Source organism: Microbacterium sp. zg-B185, from assembly GCF_030246885.1.
Classification (GTDB): domain Bacteria; phylum Actinomycetota; class Actinomycetes; order Actinomycetales; family Microbacteriaceae; genus Microbacterium.
This window is the reverse complement of the sequence record NZ_CP126739.1, coordinates 1,706,351-1,723,880: the sequence shown is the minus strand read 5'-3', so window position 1 is coordinate 1,723,880 and position 17,530 is coordinate 1,706,351. Positions and strand designations below refer to the sequence as shown.

The window sequence follows — 17,530 nt, the reverse complement described above, 5'->3', positions numbered from 1 at the left end:
CGCTACTGTGCAGTTTTCGAGCCCCGTCGACAGTGCGTGCAGTTCCGCACCTGACCATCGGGGCCGACGAGACGGACAGAATTCGAGCTCGCCAAGGACTGGCTTGGGCGTGAACGCAGCATCTCGACGGGGGGAACGCATGCCGATAGTGTCGAGGACAACAGAGGCCCAGACGGATCTGATTGCAGTGGGCCAACTCTGTTCCCAAAAGGGGGTAGCCGAATGCCCGCACCAAAGGCCCTGCTGGACTTCTCAGGCTATGTCGGCGTTTTGCCTTATGCGAGCGAGCTGACCGGGACGTTCCAACCGATGATCGGCTGGAAGGGCAAACGCTCAGCAGATCGCTTCAACGCGGCTGCCGCACGCGAGGCACGCACATTGCTGAACCGGTTCGCGCAGAGCTTCGAGCCCGATGTCGCCATGCCGGACCGCGCCGATGATGGTCAGGCAGGCGATCCCATCGGGCTCAATGTCGGCAAGGTCCCCTCGAGATTGAGAGCGCAGGGGGGAAGCCGGCTGCTTACGATCGTCGCCCGTTCCCTTCCGCCTGAGCCGCCACCCGAGATAGGGCGCGCCTGGAGCGACTTCATCAATCCAGACTTCTTGGGCCGAGCGCTCGAAGAGGAAGAGAAGGAGCTCGAGGTCGAGCTGAAGAGGTTCGCGAGGATTCGGAACTTCGCGTCGCAGGCGCTGGCCCTCGCGGAGAGCGAGTCCCGTCTGGCCGCTGCCTTACTCAGGCTCGTCGAGTCAAATGAGGAGAGGATCCTCAGCGGCATCTTCTACTTCGCGGACGTCAAGGCCCAGATGAGCAAGAGTCTCGAGGATCTGCGCTCGGGCTCCGACGTAGTCGTGCCGGGCCTGGATCCCGTAAACCACGACCAGTTGTCCGGCGGCGTCATCTCACCGCTCGGGATCATTCACTTGTACCGGCAGTACTACTTCGAGCTCGACAGTTTCCTTGGAAGCCCGGTCCAACACGTCTGGCTGGCACCGGGCGCCACCGTCGAGTTGTACGAGATCCATACGCGTCGCGAAGTCACAGATCGCCTCTTGTCGCGCTTGACCGAATCCGTCCGGACGTCGGAGCAGACCACCACGATGCGAGACGAGCTGTCTGAGTCGTCCAAGGAGGACTCGTCCAACGATCTGAGCCTCGGCGCCTCTGTCACCGCGTCCTATCCCAAGGTCTCCGCAACCGCAAACTTCGACATGTCGCGCAGCCAGGCACGATCGCGCGAAGTCATCCACACGCAGTTGCGCGAGCAGTCGACCAAGATCGCGACGTCGATCCGCAACAATTTCCAGTCCGTGTTCCGGTCAACCACCGAGTTCACTGACACCTCGTCAATCCGGCACGTCTTCAACAACCCAGGAGATGATCTTCAGAACTTCGAGCTGCGACGCAAGATGCGTCAGGTGGCGGTCCAGGTCCAAGACATCGGGTCCTATCTCTCCTGGCAGACCTATGTCGACGATCCCGGTCGCGAGCTCGGCGTCTCGACCCTCGTCCATGTCGCCAAGCCGGCCTCCTTCGACTCCATTCCCGATCCGGAGCTGCCCGCCCGGCACGAGCCGTTCGCCGAGAGCGACAGGGCGCTGACCATCCCGTTCCTGCCCGTCGACGGCGGGGCGGACAATCGCGGTGAGGTCTATCGCGACGGGGTCGAAGAGAACGACGAAGAGTTATGGGGCAGCCTCGAGAAGATCCAGGCAGACTTTCCGCAAACTGTCATCTGCGCGAAGCCGAACCACACCTTGGCAGCCGTCGAGCTGCGTCCGACCGATGCCGTCCAGCTGTCAGTGCACGACCTCGTCAACCTGCCCGGCGCGGAAAGCAGGGCGACGTTCCGGGTTCATCTGGACCTGGTCAGCTTCAACGGCCAGCCGCAGCTGAACGTGCCGATGGTGCTCCATTGGGCGCCCAACGACAATGCCAACGCCGAGATCGATGCGACGATCAAGGAGATCGAGACCAACCGGACCAATGCGATGCGGGCAGAGACGGAGAAGGCGTTCGTCGAGGCGGTCAAGGAGCGGACCACCGCCATCAGCAAGATCGTCCGGAGGCCGTCGACCGACCTTCGCGAAGAGGAACGGATCGTCGTCTACCGCAGGCTCGTCCAGGACATGTTGATGGCCAAGCTCAACCTGCCCGACGATCGCACCCGTCATCTCGCGGCGGAAGTCATCAACGCCATCTTCGACGTCGAGAAGATGCTGTACTACGTTGCGCCCGAATGGTGGCGCCCCCGCCTCCATCGCTCGACCCAGGACTATGCCCCCCAGGGTCACGGTGCGACGACATTGCCGCTCGTCGGGTGGGGCGGCACGCGGGAGGTCGGCCGCGATAACTACATGATCACCGAGGAGTCCGAGCCGAGTCGGCTCGGCTCGTCCCTGGGTTGGCTGCTTCAGCTCGACGGTGACAACATGCGCAATGCCTTCTTGAACGCGCCCTGGGTGAAGGCGGTCATCCCGATCCGCCCGGAGCAGGAGGAAGCCGCCCTCAAGTGGTTGACCAGCGCGGGGGTCGAAGGCGCTGACGGGCTCGACGCCGCATACTCCGGCGATCCCTCCGAGGTGACGCTGGATGGGACGCCCTACAACGACCTGACGATCGGCGAGGTCCTCGAAGACCTGGCGGCTCGGATCAGACACAAGCACGAAGCGGCGCAAGAGATCGTCGAGTACGACCTGGGCGACAACAACTCGGTTCGAGCAAGGCCCGTGGATCGAGTCTTCGAGTACGGATTCAACCCACTACAAGGCGGCTTCTCACTTCCCAATGATGACCAGTTCCCCATCGTCGACCAATGGGTCGAGGTCCTGCCAACCGACCAGATCGTGCCCGTAGCCGTCGCCTATGACCCGCTGACTGGAAGAATGATCTGAAGATGGTCGATCCCGATCGGTGGCAGAAAGACTATACGAATGCCATCGCGTCGGACGTGATCGCGCACATCGAGGGAGAGTCGTACTTCGGTGCCGTGGCCAAGGCACTCGACACGGCCCAGGGAACGGCCCATGCCATCGTGATCACGGGCCACCTTGGCTGTGAAACGAGAGTACATTCAGCATGTGGAGCCAGCGAAGACGCTGCGATACCGGCTGGGGCGCGAGCCGTTCTGGTGGCTCGGCGCTGGAGTCGTTATTGGGGTAGTCGGGGCTGGCCTCGGCACCCTACTCGCCTCCAAGACGTCGGAACCCTGGTCAGACCTGTGGTCTGACGTCGCTGGCGCTGGGGTCGGAGTCGTCGCGGTCGGCATGGTTGGTGGCGCCCTCGCTTTCTCATGGAGAGCGATCGAGAAGCGGCGCGAAGAGGAGGCGTTCGTCAAGGACAAGCTCCGTGCTGAGTTCACGGAGCTCATCGTCCTTTACAACGGCGTCAAGTCCGTTCGCCGTGCGCTCCGTGCCTTGGGGCTCGACGCGAAGCTCCATCTGGATCCGGAAAGGGTCAAGAAGAACATGGCGGCGGACGAGCGCTACTACGAGCCGGAGAGTTGCCAGGGCGTCAAGGAGCTGGAAGTGGTTGGGCGAGCCGTGGAGCTTACGCGCGAGCAGGTTGTCGGATTCCAGGAGCAGATGGGACGTTTGAACGAGCTTCAGTTGGGATACGAGGCGAAGAAGCGGCAGTTCGATCAAGCCGATCTCCTTGGAGAGGACCGGGCAACTGTTGTCGCGAAGTTCGAGGACATTGAGAGTTGGCTCAACCGCCTTGTCGGTCTGTGGGAAGCGCGTGGCTGGGATATTCGCGAAGGCACGAAGCTCGTCGAGGTTTCTCCATGCATCCAGCCGCTGGTCCGCCGGCTGCACTTCAGGCACTATTTCACCAGGCCCATGCAGGACATCACGGACGTGTTCAACTCGCACCTCTTCGGTGCACCGCGGACGAGAGCGCGTCGCAGCGTTCGCCGCCCGTAACGGGTCCTGTCCGCGCAGTCAGCAGTGCTGACTCGAGTTAAGCCGCTTGCGCGGCCAACTTCGCTAGAGGCGACGTAGTCCAGCGGTTGTGCGCCGCGGCCGCCTGCGAGGTGAGGTGCCACGTCGATGGACCCGGCACGGTGGTAATCCAAGTCGTTGAGACTCGAACCCCTGACCCCCTGCATGGGATTCACATTGTCACGCTAAGCAACCACGCCGTCGCGATGACTATTCGATGGCTGGATCCGTCCGGACACCGCAACGACGCCCGGGAACGCTTGAGATTCCAACAGTCTCGGGTGAGCTTGGCAGGATTTGAACCTGCGACCCCCTGGAGGATTCGGGCGATTTCCGAATCTCACCGGATGTCTTGAGAACCCTCGTGTTCCCTTGTGCTTGCAGGGAACCGGACGGTTCGAATGCTCCGATTGTATCGGGTTAGCCGCGGTCGTCCCTGGGTGATTGAGGTGGGAAAGTGATGACCTTCACGCCTCAGGCAGGTCGACGACGCCGTCGGTGGAAGCTACCCTGACGTTGCGTCTGCCATCCCGATCAATTGGCAGTAGCGCCCTTGGCGGCCTTCGACGTTGCATCGGTGCCCTTCGCGATGAGATCCACGATTTGATTCAGCTGTTCGTTCGTGGGTCCCGCGTGTTTCGCCGCGTCCCGGTTGCTGAAGCGCGACAACGTGTTCTTGATAAAGACCGTGTCACCAAGAACGCGACGCACCTCTTTGCGCTCGCCGTCATCCGCGCCGGCGTAGAAGGGTTCGAGAGCGGCGAGCGCGAGCTTGACGTCTTCCGCGCTGTCGGCCTCCCGAAAGTGTCTGCGTGCCTCGATCGTGAGGAATGAGCCGACGCCTGCAAGAGCCAGCACGAGGGCGCCCCGGAGAATGCCGTCGCCAACTGTCAGCGTGAGGTCCTTATCGATCGCCACCCATAGCACCCAGCCGCCAACGACGACGGCGAACGCGAAGAAGACGAAGGAAGCCCATCGCAACCCGTGAGCGTTCCACCGTTCGCGCTTCGCCCGCCCGGCCCAATCTGCGGCGGTGAGGTGGCCCGCTGCTTGTTCGACCAGGCGGCGACCGGCCAGTGCCGCCGTCGACAGTAGCTGGATGTGCGCCGTCATCTCTGCATCGAGGGCGCCATCACGCATCTCCCGTTCTTGCTCCCAGCTGGCAAGCGCATTCGCCCACTCTCGGCGCAATTGCTCGTCTGCGGTGGCGACCGCCTGGCTGATGGTCGCCGCGTCTGCCGTGAGCTTGACTCGCTGAGCGTCCACCTCATTGGTGAGTTGCGCGAATTCGCGCGTCTTTGCGACGACCTCCTCATTCAGGGCGGCGACCGATGCCCGAAGCTCCTCAAGCTCCTGCTGACGAGCTGCGACAGCAGTATCGAGGGCTGCGACGTAGCTGTCGTTCACCTGCCGCGGCGGTGGCCCGGGCAGTTCGCGCACCCGCGATCGAAAATCGTTCATGTACGACTGCTGCGACCAGACCGAGAATGACTGCTCGTCCGCCGAGAGCTGGTTCAGGATGTCTCGAATGGCATTGAGCGTGTCGTCATACAGAGCAGGCTGCGCGTTCGTCTTCGACCGCGTCGCCGCCTCCAGCAAGGTGATGACCTGGAGTCGGGACTCCTCATAGGGCTGCTGGGAGTACTTGACCGTTTCAAGTGCCGCACGCTTGAGCTCGATCAGCCCCCACACCTCGTGCTGTCGATACCGCTCGATCTGGGTCTGTGCCATGAGTGGAATGTATCGGCGGGTACCGACATCCGTATCGCGACGTGCGGGCAGTCAGCGCTCGACCTTGTGTCGCCCTGCAGCGTCTGACCGCGTCCTATCCGCTGATCCTAGGGTTGCGCGCTCTCGCAGACTACGTCGCTTCAGCACGGGCCTTTTGGCGCGTCGAACTCTCGCTCGATACGATCTGGAAAGAGCTCGCGCCCCGCTGCTGTGCGGGGAAGCGGGCTCTTGTCTATGACGATAGGGGATGCGATGTCGCGGCTTACTGATCTCCTGCGCGCTGCGAAGCAGCTGGATCCGCAGCTCGGGGCTGATCTTGAGGAGGAGCTCAAGCCGCTCCAGAGGCGTCTCCCCTTCGGCCTCCACTTCGAACGCCACGCCCCCGGAAGCTGTCGAGCTCCCCGGCCACAAGATTCGGAAGACGAGCAAAGTCCGAGTGCTTCCGCCTCGCGGGTCGACTGCGCGCGGCGATCAGCGCCTGTGGCGGGTCGAGTCCATAGCCGGCGAGGTTGCCGAGGTAGCGCTCCTCGATTCTGCGGAGTCCGAGACCGCCACCGTGCCAGTCGACGACCTCGTCCTAGTCGCGGAGTTCCGCGACCGGATCTACCCGGGTCTTCGCCCTGACGGCGCTGTCAAGCGCGGCGGAGGCAAGCCGTTCCACACCGTCATCAGCGGCGAGAATTTCCACGTTCTGAAGCAGCTGACATTCACCCACGCGAAGGCCGTCGACGCGATATATATCGACCCGCCATATAACACCGGTGCACGTGATTGGCGCTACAACAACGACTACGTCGAGGGCGACGATCTCTATCGGCACTCAAAATGGCTGGCGTTCATTGAGCGCCGCCTGAAGATCGCGAAGCGGCTCCTGAACCCCAAGGACTCAGTGCTGATCGTCACGATCGACGAGAAGGAGTACCTGCGGCTCGGGCTGCTGCTGGAGCAAACGTTCCCCGAAGCCGAGATTCAGATGGTGAGCACTGTGACGAACCGAAAGGGTTCAGCGCGCGCCGGTGGGTTTTCTCGGGTCGACGAGTATCTGTACTACGTCCGGCTAGGGACAGCCGAGATCGTGCCGACCAGCATCGACGTGATCGGTCTGGGGTCGGGGATAAGTAAAGAGCGACTACCCGACATCTGGAACCAGCTCATGCGACGCGGATCGGGTTCTGCTCGTTCAGATCGACCTGCACTCTTTTATCCGATCTATGTGGACCCCGTGCGCCGCACAATCGCCCGGATCGGTTCACCACTCCCTTTGGATCAGCACAGATCGACGGCCCCGAGCGTGTCGGGACTTGACACAGTGTTGCCCATGCGATCGAACGGAGCCGACGGAAGGTGGTCAGTCGGACCCGACGCTCTCCAGAAGCTCGTCGAGCGGGGGTATGCGAAGGTTGGTACGAAGAGCCGCGCTACCGGACTCTGGACGATCAACTACGTGATCGCTGGCGACATCCAGAAGGTCGATATGTCGGTCACCCAGAGCCGGTCGGGCCCATCTGCGTGGAAACGGCGACGGACCCGGTCGGTGACAGTGACCTGATTGGGGACACGCTTGGACCGTCGTCGCAAAGGCAGCCCAGCCAGCCCGGATCGCCGCATCAACAGCCCGACGGTGTTCTGACCGACGGTGACCTCGTGTGACCGCTGCAACTCTGCGCGTACCCGCATCCGGCCGTAGGTGCCGTAGGACGCCTCGTGGATCTGGCCGATCAGGTCGGTCAGCCACGCGTGCCGGATCGATCTCGTCGACGGGGCTCGCGATTTCCACTCGTAGTATCCCGATGTGGAAACGCCCAACGCGAGGCAGGCCTTCCGGATGCGGACTCCGTCAGCGTGGAGCTCGCCCACGAGACGGAACCGGTCTTTTGGGGGCACCACCTGCTCCACGGCGGCGGCCGCCTTCCGGAGGATCTTGTTCTCCTCTTCCAACTCACGGATACGCCTATTCGCGGAAACCAGCTCAGCCGACGGCGCGCGCCGGGACGGCGGTCTCACGTCGCGGTCCACAAGATCTTGCTGTTTCCAGCGGTAGAGACAGGACTGCGCGATCCCGAGTGCCGCGGCAACGTCGACGACGGTGCGTCCCGACCTCACCAACTCGAGCGCACGTTCACGGAACTCGGACGGATACGGTCTTGGCATACGACCACTTGTCCTTTAAGAAGCAGCCACATCCTCTCAACCAATCGTTCCGGGAAACCGGGGCATGACCACCGAGCGGATCATGAACGTGAACTTCTGGGGTCCGTGAACATGTGCAGGACGTTCCTGGCATCCCTGAGCCCCGGCCGATCGCGGCGTCGAGCAATATGTCACGCCTGTCCGCTCTGATCCCCATCGCAGGACAGACGCTATACGGAACCAGCAAGGGTGCGGTCAAGCAACTCAGCGGGGCCTTGACGCTCGGCTGCACGGCACGAGTGTCGAGATCACCACGATCTTCCCCGGCAACATCGCACCCCGCGCGACCGGTGCGGCGGCGAAAATGCCTCACGTGATGGTGAATGTGCGCCCGGCCTGTGCAGACCATTCGATCGCTTCCATCACGCCAAGACAGATGTCGGTGGACTGCTGATCGAGAGTGGCGTCGGCGCCGTCCGTCACGAGTCTGACAAACCTCTCGACCTCGCCAACCAAGGTGTGCTGCGGCGCGGACACCACATGCCGAGCGACCTCATCATCGTGGCGCTCAAACTCGATCAGCCGCGGGCTTGCGATGTGGTCGATGGAGAGCGTGCCCGCCTCGCCGCTGATCTGACTCGGCACGCGCGACGTCGTGATCTTCGAGTATTCGAGCGACACTACAAACCCGTCGTATGTCGCCAGCGCGACCCCGGCTCCGTCAGCGCCTGAGCGGACGATGACCGATGTTCCGCTGATCCGCCGGGGCATCCCGAACAGGCTTGTCATGGCGTGCACGCAGTACACGCCGAGATCACGCAGTGCGCCGCCGCCCATCTCCGGATCGAAGATATTCACCTGGTCTCCGGCGAGGACGAGGTCGTAGCGGGCTGATCGTGAGATGTGCCGAAGAGTCACCTGACGAATCGGTCCGACCTGCGGGAGGAGTTCTTTGAGAAGCGCCGTCCCCGGATCGTAGGCGGTCCGCATCGCCTCGAGTAGCACGACGTTGCGTTCTGCAGCAAGCTCGACAAATTGCCGCCATCGTGCCGCGGTGTCGACTGCGGGCTTTTCGACGAGCACGTGTTTGCCGGCGTCGATGGCGTTGCGTACTTGGTCTGCGTGGACGGCGTTCGGCGATGCGATGTACACCGCGTCCACGACATCCGACTCGAGGAGCGCCGCGAGGCTGGTCACTGACCCCGACGCACCCAGCCGGTCCGCCGCGAACGCTCCGCGTTCTGAGTCTCTGGAATAGACGACGGAAAGGTGTACGCCATCTACTTCACGCACCGCGTCGGCGAACAGCTGCGCGATCGGTCCTGTCCCGATCACTCCGACCCGGAGTCCACGCGCGCCACTGAGCATGGCTATCGAGCGGCTGCGGCTTCGAATTCGACGGCCGCGGCGTCGCTGGCCGGGTCGACGAGCATTGCCTCGAGGACGGATGGGTGAGCAGTGATGTGCCTGATCCCGACGAGAGCAAGGTCGGCGGCGACTGCGGGGGTGCGGACGCTCGCGACGAGCACATTCGTGCCGGACTCTGCTATCGCACGGTGCATGCTGCCCACGAGGTCGAGTGCGTCGAGGCCAGAGTCGCTGAGCCTTCCGAAGTAGGGGGCGATGTAGCGGGCGCCGATTGACGCAGCCGCCACCGCCTGTGCGATCGTGTACACCGCAGTCATCAGAACCGGGGTACCAGCACGGGCGCATTCTGCCGCAACACGAAAGCCTGTCGCTGTCGCCGGGATTTTCACGATGACGCGCTCCCCGAGCTCACGAATCTTCACCGCATTTGCGTGTATCTGCGCTCGGGTTGCACCGGTCGCCTGGAAGAAGATCTCCTCAGCGCCGGCGTCCGTGAACCGCTTATGCAGCTCCGCGATATCGCATGGCCGATGCCCGTCCTTGTGAAGGATGGTGGGGTTCGTGGTCACGCCGGTGATGATGCGATCCTTCAGGAGGGCAGTCACAGCGTCGATGTCGGCGCTGTCGGCGTAGAGCTTCACGCGGTTCCTTCCGGCAGGCGGTGGGGGCGGTCCGGCTGTTCCCTTGGAAGGCCCGGTCCGTCGACAAGTGCGCGGTATCGCGCGCGCGCAATTGCGTATCGGTCTTCACGTGGTGGGGTTGAGGTGGTGGTGGCGGGCGCCCACGCGTCGCGCACCTCGGTGACGTCACCCGCAGCGAGCACGGCGGCCGCCTGGACGCAGGCGCCGCGGGCGGTCGCCTCCGAGAGGTCCTTCGTGAGCACTGGGGTCTGCAGGATGTCGGCGAGGAACTGTCGGTAGGCGAGCGATTTCGCTCCCCCGCCGACGACCGTCACAGAGCCGTCGGCGGGCGCGCCTGCCGACCGGATCGCGTCGTGCCCGCTGACGATCCCGAACAGAACGCCTTCGAATGATGCGCGCGCGATATCTCCGCGGGTTGTCGCGGTCGTCAATCCGCCCAGCACACCGGTGGCGTCCGGGCGGTTCGGTGTCCGCTCGCCATCGAGGTACGCCAGGAACGCCGGTCGGTCGTCACTGTCTGGCGCCTCGAGCGCGAGTGCGGCAAGGTCGTCGAGTGATACCCCGAGCCACCTGGCGACGGAATCGGTCACTTTGGTCGAGTTGAGCGTGCAGGCGAGCGGCAGGTACCCGCCCGCAGCGTCGGCCACGCCGTCGACGTCGCCGCGATGGTCGAACACCGGCGAGGACGATTCCGTGAAGACCACGCCGGAGGTGCCGAGACTGTAGACAACATCTCCTTCACGCACTCCCACCCCGAGGGCCCCGGCGTGCTGATCGCCGGCTCCAGGACCGACGATGACGTCGGAACGCAGGCCCAGCGACGCCGCGATTTCCGGAAGGATCCGGCCTGCGAGCTCGTCCGGTCCGAGAACCTCGGGGAGCAAGGCCGCCCAGTCGAGGCCACGGGCGACGAATTCGTCAAGCAGATCCACACGCCACCGCCCCTGATGGGCCGCGTAGTATCCCGTACCCGATGCATCAGATCGGTCCGTGACCGCGCGGCCGGCAAGACGGTACGTGAGGTAATCGTGCGGCACGAGGATCTTGCTCACCATGTCGAGCAAGTACGGCTCGTTGTCCGCGACCCAGGCCAACTTGGTGATCGTGAACGCCGCCGTCGGCACGGAACCGATGGCATCAGCCCACCCGCTGCTGCCCAGCTCTTCGAGCATCTGCTTCGCCTGCGGCGCTGACTCGGTATCGTTCCAGAGCTTCGCGCGGCGCAACGGCCGTCCGTTGCTGCCGAGCAGAACGAGTCCGTGGCACTGCGCCGCGACGCTGATGGCCATGATCTCCCGTGCCGACACCCCGGCATCTTCGACGGCACGGCCGAGTGCGCTCTCGAACGCGCTCCACCAGTCGTCGGGGTGCTGTTCGCTCACGGGGGGGAACGTGACAGGATGCGGCGCGCGGCCCGTTCCGCGAAGCTCGCCGCTGTCGGCGTCGCGAAGCTCGACCGTGCAGGACTGCGTGGAACTGTCCACGCCGGCAACGAAGCTCATCTGCTCATCCTGCGCGGAATCAGGCCGACGTGGGAGCGTCGATGCGATCCAGTGGATCGGGAAGGTCAGTGATCAGCCCGACTGCCCCCGCCGGGTGCGTCTCCAGAACCTGGTCCCACCCGTACCCGCGGCGGCGCATCAGGATGTTGGCGAGGGCATCCCCCCACGCAGCGGTCACGAGTGTGCTTCCCATCGCGATCACCCCGCCCGGGTCGCCGTCGCCTTCGGTGGTCAGCGTGACCGTCAGGTCCGCCAGGCGGCCGAGGCTGGACGAAGGCGCCGCCGTGATCGCGACCACCTTGACGGAGCGACGCTGTGCCCGGGTGGAGAAGTCATTGATCTCGCTCGACTCGCCGCCCCGGGAGATCGAGATGAGTACATCGCCGGGGGCGAGGGCGCCCATCGTGCCGTGGAGGGCGTCCATGGGATTGATGAACACGGACGGTGTCCCGCAGACGGCGAGCAAGTGAGCCATGCGCCGCGCGATAGCACCAGAGGTACCCGAACCGGTGACGAAGACCTTGCCGCTGCAGTCCTGCAGCAGGTCGACGACCTCGATGAACGTGTCATCGATCTGGTCCGCGACGGCGAGTACTGCGGCGCCTTCGTTGCGCACGATGAGCCGGGCGGCATCGAGAATGGTCGAATTCGTGGACATGATTGAGTCCTTTCGGTTACGCGGCGTCCCACGCCGCGTGGCGGAGCGAGGCCGGAGTCAGGGAGGCGGGGTTGAGGAGGGTGCCGTCGGCGGTTCCATTGCTCATCACGAGGACGTCATCGGAGACCTCGCAGATCTCCTCCTCCTCGCTTGAGACCACGATGACTGTCAGTCCGTTCTCGTGGGCAAGGCGGCGAACCATGTGATGGATGTCGGCCTTCACCCCAAGGTCAACGCCTTTGGTGGGCTCGTCCAGGAGCAGCACCTTCGGGTTCTGGGCCAGCGCTCGGGCGAGCAGGACCTTCTGCTGATTGCCGCCGGAGAGCCTCTCGATGGGCCCGTTGCGATCGCCTTTGACTTTGAGCTGGTCCATGTACTCCGCAGCGATGCCTTTGAGCCGCGAGCGGTCGAGCCTCCCCCACCGATAGGCGCGGCGCAGCACAGGCAGGAGAGCGTTGATGGACGAGTCGAGTTGCGGGATGATGCCGTCGACCTTGCGCTCTTCGGTGACATACACCACGCCCGCCTTCCTCGCTTCGTGCGGTCCGCGCGGGGCGAACGGCTTATCGAACAGCGTGACGTTTCCGCCTCTGATCGGGTCGAGGCCGACGAGCGTTCGAAGCAGCTCGGTCCGCCCCGATCCGACGAGTCCGTAGATTCCGAGCACCCGCCCCTCGTGAGCACGCAGCGTCACGTCGGAGAGGGCGCCGGTGCGGAGCCCTTCAATGGCCACAGTCACCGGGCGAGTGGACTCGACCGCCTCCTGAGGGACACGCGCCTGACGTCCGATGAGCTCAAGGGCGTCCTCCCCGGCGATCGCCGTGATGACGTCCTGCCGCGAGACTTCACTCACGTTGGCATTGATCCGGACCTCTCCGTCGACGAGCGCCACGACCCGCGAGGCCACGGCATACAGCTCCTCGAGCTTGTGGTCAACGAGGATGATGCCGATGCCGCGAGACGAAAGCGACTTCACGATCTCAAGGAACCGGTCGACTTGAGCGCCCTCCAGGCTTGTGGTCGGCTCATCGAGTAGCAGAAAGCGTGCGTTCCGGTGCGTCGCGATCGCGATCTCCAGCAACTGCCGGGTGGCGACCGGATAGCTGCCGACCTTGGCATCGGGATCGACGTCGAGACCGAACTCGGTCGTCAGCGCCCGGGTCCGCTCGCGCATCTGGTCCTTGCTGAGAAGGCCGGCGCGGGTCCGTTCATGTCCGAGGAACGCGTTCTGCGAGACGGTGAGGTTCGGTAGGAGCGAGAGTTCCTGGTACACCGTCGCGATGCCGGCATCCAGGGCATCGATCGGGGAGCCGAGGGTCTTCGGCTCCCCATCGAGAAGGACCGCTCCGGAGACCGGTTTGATCGCTCCGGAGATGACACGCATGAGGGTGGATTTGCCTGCGCCGTTATGGCCGACCAGGCCGATCACCTCACCGGGTCTGACGGCGATGGACACGCCTTTCAGCACCGTCACGCCCGAGTAGCTCATGGCGACATCCCGGACCTCGAGGCCCGAACCGGCCGCTCCGTCCATCGCGGCACCGGTGGCCGCATCCATCGCCGTCATGTCAGCCGACCTCGCCCGGTGCGGGGGTCTCGCCGGAGACGAACATCTTCAGCGGGAGCAGGATCTCGGGCTCAGGGGTGTCACCGTCGACCCAACCGCGGATCTGGTCGATGACCTGCTGACCGTACGATTCCGGTTCCTGAGCGACACAGCCCATGTACTGACCGGTGAGCGGCTCTTCCGAGGCGCAGAAGCCATACAGCTGCACATCGGGATGCCCCCCAAGACCTTGCAGGGCGCCGTACGTACCCGGGCCGGTGCTGGCGAAGATGACGTTGATGTCAGGGTTGCCGCTGAGCATCTCCGTCGTCGCGGCCAGGCTGTCATCGGGCTTCACGTTGCCGTCGACCTTTGCGACGACCTTCGCGTTCGGGTTGGAGGCGATGCCGGCTTCGAAGCCCTCATCGCGCAGGACCGTCGGAACCTCGTCGGGTTCGGTGACGAAACCGACGTTGAGTGTCGCGTCAGCACCCAGGTCGGTCAGCACCTGCTCGGCCATCTGCGTGCCACCGGCGGCGTTGTCTGCGCCGAGGTACTGAACGATCGAAGCGCCTTGCGCCTCAAGAGACTCCGGCGAGACGATCACGTTGACCGTGAATACCGGAACGCCCGCGTCGTTCGCGGCCTTGACGATCGCCGCGGCCGGCTCCGACTTCACAGCGTTCAGCGCAAGGGCGCACGGGTTCTTCTGCAGCATCGACTGCACCTGGGACAGCTGCGCAGCGTCGTCGTCGTTCGCGACCTGAACCTCAACCTCGAACCCCTGCTCTTCGCCCTGCTCCTCGAAGCCCTGCTTCATCGCGATGTAGTAGGGATTGGTCAGGTTGGGAAGGGCGACAGCGATATAGGGGGTGTCCTCGTCGCACGCGGCAGGTCGAGGAATCGACCCATCTGATGCTGTGGGCGCTGTGCCCGTGCCGGTGTCGATGGCGCCGGAACAGCCGGTGAGCAGGAGGAGGATCCCCGCTGCCGCGGCTGTCAGTGTGATGCGTCGTCGCATGATTGCTCCTTAGTTGCAGTGGTGACGTTCTTTCGGTGGTGACATGGTGAGCCTGGTGGTATCCGTGGCGAGTCGGCCCTTCTCGCCGGGTCTGGTCAATGGGTGGACGGTGCGGGTCCGGCTGATCCGCCTGCGGGTACCGTCGATCCGGCCGAGGGAGCTGCGAGCCCCGTCCCGGTCGTCCCGCTGCCGCGATTCGACTCCTGACCCGGCGAACGCCGGAACCGGCCCAGGAGGGCGGCGAAAGAGAGCTGACGTCGATGGGTGTCGATGATGACGCCGCCGAGGATGATCAGGCCGATGACGAGCGGCTGCCAGTAGCTCTGCACGCCGACGACGTTCATGCCGTTGGAGACGGTCGCAATGAGGAGCGCCCCGAGCAGTGCGCCGCTGATGGATCCGATGCCGCCGAACAGGCTCACACCGCCGACGACGGCGGCAGCGATGGAGTAGAAGAGTTCGTTGCCGGATCCGGCGCTGGGGTATCCGACCATGAGCCGGCTCGTCACGATCAGGCCGCCCATCGCCGCGCACAGTCCACTGAGTGCGTAGGCGAGGAGGATGACGCGGCCGCTGTTGACGCCCGCCAGGCGGCTCGTCTCGGCGTTGCCCCCGACTGCGTAGATGTGTACGCCGGTGGCGGTGAACCGCAGCACGAAGCCGAAGATGATCGCGGCCACAGTAGCGAGGATGACCGGCATCGGGATGCCCCAAAGCGCACCTCGACCGATGATGGCGAAGAACGGGTCTGCGACGTTCACGGAGCCGCCGCCGGTGAGGATGAGCGGGATGCTCGCGGCGACGCCGAAGGTCGCGAAGGTCACGATGAAGGGCGGAAGTTTCAGGTAGTAGATCAACGCGCCGTTGATCGAACCGACGAACAAGCCGGTTGCGATGGCGATAAGCACAGCCGCCCACCAGGGCAGACCCGCTTGCATGGAAAGGGCGGCGATCATGCCGGTCAGCGCGACGTTCGAGCCAGTGGAAAGGTCAATGCCACCTGTGAGCAGCACGAACGTCTGCCCGAGTGCCAGGAATGCGATCACCGCGCCGTTGAGGAGAAGGACCTGCGCGTTCTCCAGCGTGCGGAAATTCGGTGACAGGAAGCCGAACGCGATCACGACCAGCACCAGCACAGCCGCGATGCCCACCTCATTCGGTATACGTCGACGCATCGTCCTCTGCCTCCTTGCAGCCGGTCCCCGGCATATCTGTGGGATTTCATTCGCTCAGATGAGCGGCAGCGCTGCCCATATGTGCGATAGTAGAGTCATGAAGACGAAACCGCAACCTCTCAAGAACGGAAGCCCCCTGTTGGCGCGTGCACGGTCGAACCAATCCGACGAGCTGACGGTGGAAGAGCGCAGCAAGTTGCTCGCCGTAGCACGCCGCTTTTACCTCGAGGATCAGAGCAAGATCCAGATCGCCGCGGAGTTCCAAATCTCGCGTTTCAAGGTCGCGAGAATGCTCGAACTCGCCCGCGCGCAAGGGCTGGTCACGATATCCCTCAATGACGACGGAGCCGTCGACTGGGACCTCTCCCAGCAACTCGCGCAGCACCTCGGGCTTGCTGAAGTTATCGTCGTACATGCCAACGGCGACACGGAACAGGTGCGCAAGCGAGTCGCCGCGGCCGCCGCAGAATTCCTCAGCTCGACCCTCCGCGACGGCGAAGTGCTTGGCATGGCGTGGGGGCGCACGCTGAGCGCGCTGACGACGTCGCTGCCCCGCCTTCCACGAATGTCGATCGTCCAACTGACCGGCGCCGCCGGATCTGATGTCGGTCAGTCGCCCGTCGAGCTCGTACGCCTCATCGCCCAGAACTCCGGCGGGTCGGCACATCCGATCTTCGCCCCGCTCGTCGTCGAGACCGCCGAGACCGCGCGCTCGCTCCGCCAGCAGCCGGATATCGCGCGGGCGTTCGCGATGTTCGCAGATGTGACGACCGCGCTCGTATCGGTCGGCTCTTGGAACCCGCCGGACTCGCAGCTCTACGAGTTCCTACCGCAGGGCGAGCGAGAAGACCTCGTTGCAAGAGGGGTAGTAGCGGAAGTGTCGGCGACGCTGCTGGCCGCGGACGGCGCCGAGATCGCAGACGATTTCGTCGACCGGACAATCGCCGTGTCTTCCGCTCAGCTACGTGCGATCCCCCGCGTCCTCGCCGTCGCTGCCGGCGCTCGGAAAGCGGTAGCTGTTGCCGCCGTTGCCCGTGCCGGGCTGATCACAGGGCTCGTGACCGACCACACACTTGCCATCGAGGCACTCGCGGCAGCGTCGCCCCGCCCGGGGGGGAGCGCATGAGTCTCAGGATCGGCGGATCGCTATGGTCGGTTCCCCACGAACGCGTCCGCAGCGAAGCGGATCGGCTCGTCGCCGCCGGCCTCGACGTGTGGCACTGGGATCGTTCCGACGGAACCATCGGTCCGGCAGGCGGATTCGCCGCCGAGCTCGCCCGCGAGATTGGCGAGGCAACAGGAATCCGCTCTGAAGCTCATTTGATGCTTGCAGACCCAAGGCCCGAGCTCTATGCCTGGACGGCATTCGCCGAACTCGTTGTCGTGCACGTAGAGAGTCCACATTGGCGCGAGTCGGTCGATCGGATCACGGCATCCGGGGTGCGGGCGGGCGTCGCAGTATCCCCCGGCAGCGCCTTGCCGGCCGATCTCGCCAGCGACCTGGCAGTTCTCGTAATGACCGTCGAGCCCGGAAATGCCGGGACGGGCTTTCTTGAGGAGAGGCTCCGGTTGCTCGATGAGCTCGTTGACTATCCCCTACGCGGCATCGATGGAAGCGTGGACCACGAAAGGGGCCGAGCCGCTCGAGCTCATGGCGCAAACTGGATAGTTAGCGGTACAGCCCTGACCTCCGCGCACGATGCACGTGCGTGGCTTGCTTCGTTCCGCGATAGCGGCGACTCGAACCCTGACCCTATACAGCTCGACCCGCTCTGAGACTCCCCGGAATACCGACGGTGGGCGAGAATCCCACGGTAAA

Annotated in this window: 14 protein-coding genes; 5 read left to right on the top strand and 9 right to left on the bottom strand. The window is 64.3% G+C overall.

Annotated elements, in window-relative coordinates; translation table 11 throughout:
• The first annotated feature begins 222 nt into the window (after positions 1-222).
• Positions 223-2,892, top strand: coding sequence for a hypothetical protein (locus QNO12_RS08270; protein WP_257503803.1), 2,670 nt, complete (start codon positions 223-225; stop codon positions 2,890-2,892).
• 186 nt (positions 2,893-3,078) lie between these two features.
• Positions 3,079-3,921: a hypothetical protein gene (locus tag QNO12_RS08265; RefSeq protein ID WP_257503804.1), complete on the top strand. Its 843-nt coding sequence runs from the start codon at positions 3,079-3,081 to the stop codon at positions 3,919-3,921.
• A 552-nt stretch (positions 3,922-4,473) separates the two neighbouring features.
• Here the strand turns inward: QNO12_RS08265 and QNO12_RS08260 are convergent.
• Positions 4,474-5,670 (bottom strand): hypothetical protein, encoded by a 1,197-nt coding sequence (locus QNO12_RS08260; protein WP_257503805.1) that lies wholly within the window; start codon positions 5,668-5,670, stop codon positions 4,474-4,476.
• Between the two features lie 436 nt (positions 5,671-6,106).
• Here QNO12_RS08260 and QNO12_RS08255 point away from each other — a divergent pair, with 436 nt between their 5' ends.
• A complete protein-coding gene (locus QNO12_RS08255; protein WP_257503807.1) occupies positions 6,107-7,219 on the top strand; it encodes a DNA methyltransferase in 1,113 nt (370 codons plus the stop codon).
• On the opposite strand, the gene QNO12_RS17020 is transcribed toward QNO12_RS08255, so the two are convergent.
• From QNO12_RS17020 to QNO12_RS08220, 8 genes are all read right to left on the bottom strand, one after another.
• Entirely contained in the window at positions 7,111-7,821 is a 711-nt protein-coding gene (locus QNO12_RS17020; protein ID WP_350338523.1) for a transposase, read from the bottom strand. The two genes, QNO12_RS08255 and QNO12_RS17020, sit on opposite strands and share 109 nt — an antisense overlap.
• Before the next feature lie 348 nt (positions 7,822-8,169).
• Positions 8,170-9,135 carry a Gfo/Idh/MocA family protein gene (locus QNO12_RS08250; protein ID WP_257503808.1) on the bottom strand — a complete coding sequence of 322 codons (966 nt, stop codon included), beginning with the start codon at positions 9,133-9,135 and terminating at the stop codon, positions 8,170-8,172.
• A 35-nt stretch (positions 9,136-9,170) separates the two neighbouring features.
• Entirely contained in the window at positions 9,171-9,809 is a 639-nt protein-coding gene (locus QNO12_RS08245; protein WP_257503809.1) for a transaldolase family protein, read from the bottom strand.
• Entirely contained in the window at positions 9,806-11,311 is a 1,506-nt protein-coding gene (xylB, locus tag QNO12_RS08240; protein WP_257503810.1) for a xylulokinase, read from the bottom strand. The genes QNO12_RS08245 and xylB overlap by 4 nt, the downstream gene beginning before the upstream one ends.
• A gap of 19 nt (positions 11,312-11,330) precedes the next feature.
• Positions 11,331-11,969, bottom strand: a complete 639-nt coding sequence (locus QNO12_RS08235) for a KpsF/GutQ family sugar-phosphate isomerase (protein ID WP_257503811.1) — start codon at positions 11,967-11,969, stop codon at positions 11,331-11,333.
• 16 nt (positions 11,970-11,985) lie between these two features.
• On the bottom strand, positions 11,986-13,536 hold the full coding sequence (locus tag QNO12_RS08230; RefSeq protein WP_257503812.1) for a sugar ABC transporter ATP-binding protein: 1,551 nt from the start codon (positions 13,534-13,536) through the stop codon (positions 11,986-11,988).
• 1 nt (position 13,537) lies between these two features.
• Positions 13,538-14,536, bottom strand: coding sequence for a substrate-binding domain-containing protein (locus QNO12_RS08225; RefSeq protein WP_257503813.1), 999 nt, complete (start codon positions 14,534-14,536; stop codon positions 13,538-13,540).
• A gap of 95 nt (positions 14,537-14,631) precedes the next feature.
• Positions 14,632-15,687: an ABC transporter permease gene (locus QNO12_RS08220; RefSeq protein ID WP_257503814.1), complete on the bottom strand. Its 1,056-nt coding sequence runs from the start codon at positions 15,685-15,687 to the stop codon at positions 14,632-14,634.
• 121 nt (positions 15,688-15,808) lie between these two features.
• Here QNO12_RS08220 and QNO12_RS08215 point away from each other — a divergent pair, with 121 nt between their 5' ends.
• Positions 15,809-16,837, top strand: a complete 1,029-nt coding sequence (locus QNO12_RS08215) for a sugar-binding transcriptional regulator (protein WP_257503815.1) — start codon at positions 15,809-15,811, stop codon at positions 16,835-16,837.
• Entirely contained in the window at positions 16,834-17,487 is a 654-nt protein-coding gene (locus tag QNO12_RS08210; protein WP_257503816.1) for a beta/alpha barrel domain-containing protein, read from the top strand. Before QNO12_RS08215 ends, QNO12_RS08210 begins: the two co-directional genes overlap by 4 nt.
• Positions 17,488-17,530 lie beyond the last annotated feature (43 nt).

Coding starts and splice junctions, on each gene's coding strand:
- QNO12_RS08270 (WP_257503803.1), top strand. CDS start 223: ATGCCCGCACCAAAGGCCCTGCTGGACTTCTCAGGCTATGTCGGCGTT.
- QNO12_RS08260 (WP_257503805.1), bottom strand. CDS start 5,670: ATGGCACAGACCCAGATCGAGCGGTATCGACAGCACGAGGTGTGGGGG.
- QNO12_RS17020 (WP_350338523.1), bottom strand. CDS start 7,821: ATGCCAAGACCGTATCCGTCCGAGTTCCGTGAACGTGCGCTCGAGTTG.
- xylB (WP_257503810.1), bottom strand. CDS start 11,311: ATGAGCTTCGTTGCCGGCGTGGACAGTTCCACGCAGTCCTGCACGGTC.
- QNO12_RS08235 (WP_257503811.1), bottom strand. CDS start 11,969: ATGTCCACGAATTCGACCATTCTCGATGCCGCCCGGCTCATCGTGCGC.
- QNO12_RS08230 (WP_257503812.1), bottom strand. CDS start 13,536: ATGACGGCGATGGATGCGGCCACCGGTGCCGCGATGGACGGAGCGGCC.
- QNO12_RS08225 (WP_257503813.1), bottom strand. CDS start 14,536: ATGCGACGACGCATCACACTGACAGCCGCGGCAGCGGGGATCCTCCTC.
- QNO12_RS08215 (WP_257503815.1), top strand. CDS start 15,809: ATGAAGACGAAACCGCAACCTCTCAAGAACGGAAGCCCCCTGTTGGCG.
- QNO12_RS08210 (WP_257503816.1), top strand. CDS start 16,834: ATGAGTCTCAGGATCGGCGGATCGCTATGGTCGGTTCCCCACGAACGC.